Source organism: Epilithonimonas sp. (genome assembly GCF_032055105.1).
Lineage (GTDB): Bacteria > Bacteroidota > Bacteroidia > Flavobacteriales > Weeksellaceae > Epilithonimonas.
Genome location: NZ_DAMBRK010000005.1, coordinates 209,072 through 215,071, shown reverse-complemented (window position 1 = coordinate 215,071; position 6,000 = coordinate 209,072). Strand labels below are relative to the sequence as shown.

General features: G+C 32.3%; 6 protein-coding genes and 1 tRNA gene. 4 read left to right on the top strand and 3 right to left on the bottom strand.

Going from position 1 to position 6,000, the window contains the following annotated elements; translation table 11 throughout:
• The first annotated feature begins 103 nt into the window (after nucleotides 1-103).
• Nucleotides 104-322: a hypothetical protein gene (locus tag RTY06_RS06395; RefSeq protein ID WP_312823645.1), complete on the top strand. Its 219-nt coding sequence runs from the start codon at nucleotides 104-106 to the stop codon at nucleotides 320-322.
• Between the two features lie 748 nt (nucleotides 323-1,070).
• Here RTY06_RS06395 and RTY06_RS06390 read toward each other — a convergent pair.
• Nucleotides 1,071-1,141 (bottom strand) — tRNA-Gln (locus tag RTY06_RS06390).
• Nucleotides 1,142-1,241: 100 nt separating this feature from the next.
• On the opposite strand from RTY06_RS06390, the gene RTY06_RS06385 reads away from it, so the two are divergent.
• Together RTY06_RS06385 and arfB are read left to right on the top strand one after the other, a co-directional pair.
• Complete coding sequence (locus tag RTY06_RS06385; RefSeq protein ID WP_312823643.1) at nucleotides 1,242-2,303, top strand: long-chain fatty acid--CoA ligase; 1,062 nt, start codon at nucleotides 1,242-1,244, stop codon at nucleotides 2,301-2,303.
• 1 nt (nucleotide 2,304) lies between these two features.
• Nucleotides 2,305-2,697, top strand: coding sequence for an alternative ribosome rescue aminoacyl-tRNA hydrolase ArfB (gene arfB / locus RTY06_RS06380; RefSeq protein WP_312823642.1), 393 nt, complete (start codon nucleotides 2,305-2,307; stop codon nucleotides 2,695-2,697).
• Here arfB and RTY06_RS06375 read toward each other — a convergent pair.
• A complete protein-coding gene (locus RTY06_RS06375; RefSeq protein ID WP_312823641.1) occupies nucleotides 2,687-3,214 on the bottom strand; it encodes a hypothetical protein in 528 nt (175 codons plus the stop codon). The genes arfB and RTY06_RS06375 overlap by 11 nt on opposite strands.
• 78 nt (nucleotides 3,215-3,292) lie before the next feature.
• Between RTY06_RS06375 and cdd the strand changes: the two genes are divergently transcribed.
• On the top strand, nucleotides 3,293-3,772 hold the full coding sequence (gene cdd, locus RTY06_RS06370; protein ID WP_312823639.1) for a cytidine deaminase: 480 nt from the start codon (nucleotides 3,293-3,295) through the stop codon (nucleotides 3,770-3,772).
• A gap of 393 nt (nucleotides 3,773-4,165) precedes the next feature.
• On the opposite strand, the gene RTY06_RS06365 is transcribed toward cdd, so the two are convergent.
• Nucleotides 4,166-5,893: a T9SS type A sorting domain-containing protein gene (locus tag RTY06_RS06365; protein WP_312823638.1), complete on the bottom strand. Its 1,728-nt coding sequence runs from the start codon at nucleotides 5,891-5,893 to the stop codon at nucleotides 4,166-4,168.
• Between the last annotated feature and the right edge of the window lie 107 nt (nucleotides 5,894-6,000).

Below are 6,000 nucleotides of genomic sequence, written 5' to 3'. Positions count from 1 at the left end.
ATTATTTAATTTTGTCTAAACTTTTGGGTGCAGTCTATGAAAGGCGGAGTTTTTTGTTTTTGGAATTATGATGCTTAAATTTGAAATTACTTTATTCAATAAAATGAGAGACCCTAAACGCACAAAACCCTTCTTAGAAAAAATAGAAAAAATTTGGTTAGAAAATCCTGATTATCGTTTTGGTCAGCTTATTATGGCTATTACAAGAACTAATGAGCACAATCCAAAACTATTTAATATTGAAGAGGAAGAATTTGTTAAGAAGCTTGAGGAGCTAAAAGAGCTAATAAATAAGAATAATAAGTTATCTAAAACTTGCTAACTTAAAAATGCGCAAAGAAAACTCAAGCAAATCCATCAAACAGTGCTAATAACGGAACAACTGTTACAACTCACGCAACACAAGGCACTGGCGGAGAAGGCAGACAGGCTCAAAAAAATAAATATATTGACGGGCGAAAGAATATATCTTTTGCCTATTTTTTTAAAATCAGACGTAAACTAAAAAAAAAGAAAATCTTAATATTTTTATTACTAATAATCATTTATTCTTGTTCCTAAAAAAAATCTTCAAATCAAATAACAACGAATAATCGACACTAAAAAGCTTGGGATTATCTGGATAAAAAAAACATCAAAGCCTTCATATAGTTTGAAAAAGCCAAGGATTTTTCTTAAACAAAAAAATGATTTAGGAGTAGGAAAATGCCTTATGAACATCGCAATCATCCAAGAACAATTGGGAGATAACTTTGGCAGCCAGGAAACATCTATAAGCACATTAACTTTTTTTAACGAAAACAAAGTATAACTTCCTCCAACTAAAAGACTTTTATTAAAACTTTTAAAGTTATAATGAAATTTATTTTAATAAGTATGGAAATCCGTAAAAAAATTGAAGTATTTTTGCAAAAATAACAAGGAGATTTCACAATGGAATGCAATTAAAAAACACAATTTATATATTAACCAATTATGAGGCTTCGAATTTTGAAGTCTCATATTTTTTTCTGCATAAATTATAAAAAAAATAACCAACTGAAATTCAGTTGGTTATTAACTTACGATTGTAGACCCACAGGGATTCGAACCCCGACAGGCGGTACCAAAAACCGAAGTGCTACCGTTACACCATGGGTCTGTCGTTTATTGTGCTGCAAATGTACAGCTTTTTTTTTAACTTACAAACTTTCTTCAAAAAAAATTACATATTTTTATAAAATAATTTTTCAAACAACTCAATGTTAATCAACCTTTCCAAAGCATCACCAATCAACCAAACCTCATCTAACGAATTTGAAACCAAAGTTTTAAGCTTCTTAAACGAGTGGTTTTCGGAGTCAAAAACCGTGAAAATTCAGAGTTCTGGTTCTACCGGAATTCCTAAAACTTTTTTCATAGAAAAATCAAAAATGTTGAACTCGGCAGAGATGACTTGTGATTTTTTAGGTTTGAAAGAAGGAAATTTGGCTCTACTTTGTCTTCCGATTGAATATATCTCAGGAAAAATGATGGTCGTAAGAAGTATTTCGAGAAAATTAAAACTGAAAATTGCTCCAACTTCTCTTAATCCTTTAAAAAATATTAATGAAGAAATTGATTTCTGTGCAATGACGCCTCTGCAGGTTGAAAATTCTTTGGACAAAATTCATTTGATTAAAAACTTAATTATTGGAGGAGCATCAGTTTCTGAAACTTTAAAAAAGAAAATTCAAGAATCATTAATTAAAAAAGAAAAAGGCTTCGAGAACCTCAGCCTGACAAATAATTCTCAAACCAAAATATTCGAGACTTACGGAATGAGCGAAACCCTTTCTCACATCGCTTTGAAACAGATTTTCCCAAATCCAGAAGATTGGTTTACAGTTTTTGAAGGCGTTGAGATTTCTCTGGACGAAAGAGGTTGTTTGAAAATATTTGCTCCAAAACTGAATTCGGAAATTTTACAAACGAATGATTTGGTTAAAATTAATGATAAAAAGCAATTCAGATTTTTAGGAAGAATCGACAATGTAATTAATTCTGGAGGTGCCAAGATTTTTCCTGAAGAATTAGAAAAATTGGTAAAAAAAGAAATTCCGAATGAAGTTGTTTTCCTAGGAATTGAAGATGAAAAACTAAGTCAGAAATTAGTTTTAATAATTGAAGGAGAAAATGATGAACATTTAAAATCTAAAATTTATAATTTAAAATTTGAAAAATCATTTCATAAACCAAAAGAGATTATTTTTGTAGAACAAATCCCAAGAACGCCTAACGGAAAAGTGAGTCGTCTTGAATTAAAAAAATTAATCAAAAACTAAAATGAAAGATTTTTCTACCGAAATCAGTTACAAAACTTCCCGCTCTTCTGGAGCTGGCGGACAGAACGTGAACAAGGTGGAAACAGCTGTTACCGGAATTTGGAACGTAATGGAAAGTCAGTTTTTTTCTTTTGATGAGAAACTCCGAATCTCGGAAAAACTCAAAAACAGAATCAATTCTGAAGGTTTACTGCAAATGACTTCATCTGAAAGCAGAACGCAACTCAAAAATAAAAAAATTGTGACTGAGAAAATGCTAGAACTGGTTAAAAACTCACTTTTTGTTCCAAAGAAACGACTCGCTACAAAACCTTCGAAAGGTCAAATCCAAAAACGCATCGATAACAAAAAGAAATTGTCCGAGAAAAAGGAAAACCGAAAATTCAGGTTTTAAAATCTGACAAATTCTCTATTTCTTGATTGATTTTCTCAGTATATTCATATTGTTTGTCGTGAATTCTTCCGTGATTGGTCACCGTTTCATAATCCTGCTGATAATCCTTGTAATCATCATAAATCTCAGTATAATACTTTTGAAGCGTTTTCGCATCCATTGTTTTTTCGCTGATTAATTTCCTGAATCTCCTCGCAAACAATTCGGCAATATCAAAATGACTTTGCTCGTGCATCAGAACCAAATCCGTTTTGTGTTCATTGTGCGCCCAAGATTTCGACGGAACAAAAAACGATTCTATTTTCACTTGTTTGGAAGTGAATTTTTTGGTCGGACTATTCAATAAATAAGAAATCCCGCAAAATGTTGTTGCGGCTGTTTTGGAAGTATTTGGCTGGATTCTGGACTGGAAATCCGTCCATTCCAACTTGAGATTTTTGTCCCAGAAAATTTTGTCCTGAGCATTCATCAATCCAAAGAAAAATAAGGGAATTAGTATCAAAAATTGTCTTATCATAACAGTTGGATTATTTTTTTCATTAAATGTTAATTTATTTCCACAAAACTTGTATTTTTACCTCCCTGCATTTAAAAAATGGAAAAAGAGATAAAGATCAATTTTGAAGTAATCCCGAATTACGACCAACTCAACGATATAGAAAAAACACTTTTCGAAAAAGCCAAAAACATCCGCGAAAAGGCTTATGCCAAATATTCCAACTTTGCAGTTGGATGCGCTCTTCTTCTGGAAAATGGCGAAATCATCACGGGAAGCAACCAAGAAAACGCCGCATATCCATCTGGTTTGTGCGCAGAAAGAACCACCATTTTTTGGACTTCTGCCAATTATCCCGATGTCAAAATCAAAAAAATATTTGTGATTGGAGGACCAAAAGATGTGGAAAGCTCCGTTCCAATTCCACCGTGTGGCGGTTGCAGACAAGCGATTTTGGAATACGAAGCCAAACAAAAGGAAGTCATAGAAATCTACTTTGCAGCGCCAAATGGAGAAATTATCAAAACAAAATCTGTCCGAGACCTGCTACCTTTCTCATTTGACGGAACTTTTTTATAAAATTTTTAGGAGCACGACGATTGTTTTATCATAGGACATTTCCAACCTGCTGTCCACTATATCTTTTTTGTTTTTTCACGACGTTGGTCATTCCGATTGACTAAGAACCAAAAAAAACAAAAAAGGATGCCGTTTCCATCAGGGCTATCTTGACGTTTTGTAATTTTTTTCAACAATTAAAACTTTGATTATTAAAATATCGCAGATTTGGGAGATTACGCGGATTTTACATAAAAACAGATCTGCAAAATTTGCTTAATCTGCGAGAATAAAAATTTTCTTGAATAATCTTTATCTAAGCAATTAAAAAAACTTATAAAATCGAAAAACCCATTCAAAATATGAATGGGCTTTTCTTTTTAAAATGTAGATATGGATATGAAAGTTTGGTTATTAGTTTTTAATCACCTTCTGAATAGTTTTTTTACCATTGTCTAATTGGATTTCTACAACATACACACCTTTCTCCAAACGAGAGAAATCAATAGTAGAATCTGATGTCAATTTTGCATTCACACTTTGTCCTGCAAGATTATAAACTTTATGAGTTTTGATTTTGCTTGTTGTTTTTACATTCAAAACATTTTTTACAGGATTTGGGTAGATAGAAACAGTTGTGTTTTTAACATCTGCAACACCTAAAACAGCCAATTCTTTTTCCTGAGATTTATCCGAATATTTTTTAGACGCATCTACAGATTTTACACTCCAAAAAATCTTCGAAGGTAAATTAGTTTTGTCAAGATACCAGTTTTTTGTCGTCACAATATATTTTGCTATATCAGCTTTTCCAGCTTCTGAACCAACTGACAATTCATATTGAAGAGAATTTTCTGGCGTTTTATCATCTGTTGCTCCAGACCAAGTAAACTTGACTTTACCATCGTCATCCGTTGCAGTTAAGATGGTTGGCGCATTTGGTTTTTGATTGGTCACCGTCGTTTTATTTTTGAATAATTTGGTGTAAGGCATCAAGTCTGGGTCTTCCCAATCAAAACCATTTGCTAGAATATCAAGATTTCCATCGTTATCATAATCAAAGACAGCAACAGTTCCCTGACTTCCTAAATTATAAAGATTCGCCGTTTCATCTTTTTCAAATTCTTGAAGTTGTGGATTATAAAGGAAAACTTTGGAATAGGCTACATAATCGTTATCACCTGTAACCACAAAGTCATAATAACCATCGTTATTGAAATCTCCAACTTCTACTCCACCGCCAGACAAACCTTCGTCCTCGATTTTATTTTCTGTAAAGTTACCTTGTCCATCATTGATGAAAACTGCTAAATATGGGTCATAATTTTCATCCTGCCCAGCAAATACAAAATCCTGAAAACCATCTCCGTTGAAGTCGGCAAAAGACATTTTACTATCGCTTACTTCAGGAAGTTCAGATTTCTTAACCAAACTTCCATTTTCATTAATGTAAACAGAGAAAGTTCCGTCATAATCAGCATTGTATCCGTTGACAATCAAATCTAACTCATTGTCATTATTAATATCAATGACTTTAAAACTTCCATTTTGTGTTCCTGCCGCCCAAGCTTCATTTTTTTGAAAACCTTGTGAATTATTAAGATATAAATCCAAATCGTGCGTAAAACCTACTCCTTCAACATATTGAGTTCCGTTGACTGCATAATCCTGTTTTCCATCGTGATTGAAATCGAAAACATCTAATCCACCGTAGATTTTTCCAGCTGCATTATCAACTAAAGTAAAACCAGAACCTGTATTTTTGAATCTATATTGTTGATAATTTACAATATCGTTATAACTTAAACCAGTTGTAATAACGTCCAAAAGCCCATCGTTATCAAAATCAATGAATTTAACAGCACTCAAATGAACCGAATTTTCTCCAAACTCCTGGACGGAAGAAAAATTTCCAGCCGTATTTTTGTAAAGATTATTGGAAGTCAAATCAACATTGGTATCTTCATCAGAATCTATTGCTCCAGTAAAAAAAATATCTTGAAATCCATCATTATCTACATCCGCAACTGCCGCTGCAGAATAGAAATAATTTTTAAGATTAGGCTGAGAGATTTCTTCAAAACTTTGTGCTTGGCTAATCATAGCAGATAAGAAGAAGAGAGAAACGTAAAACTTTTTCATAATAATTTTATTTAGAATAATTAAAAATTACTTCACAAAAGTATAGAGTTCTTATTACCAAAAAGTATTTTGAAATATGATATTTATCTTGTTTTGGAGAAAATTAA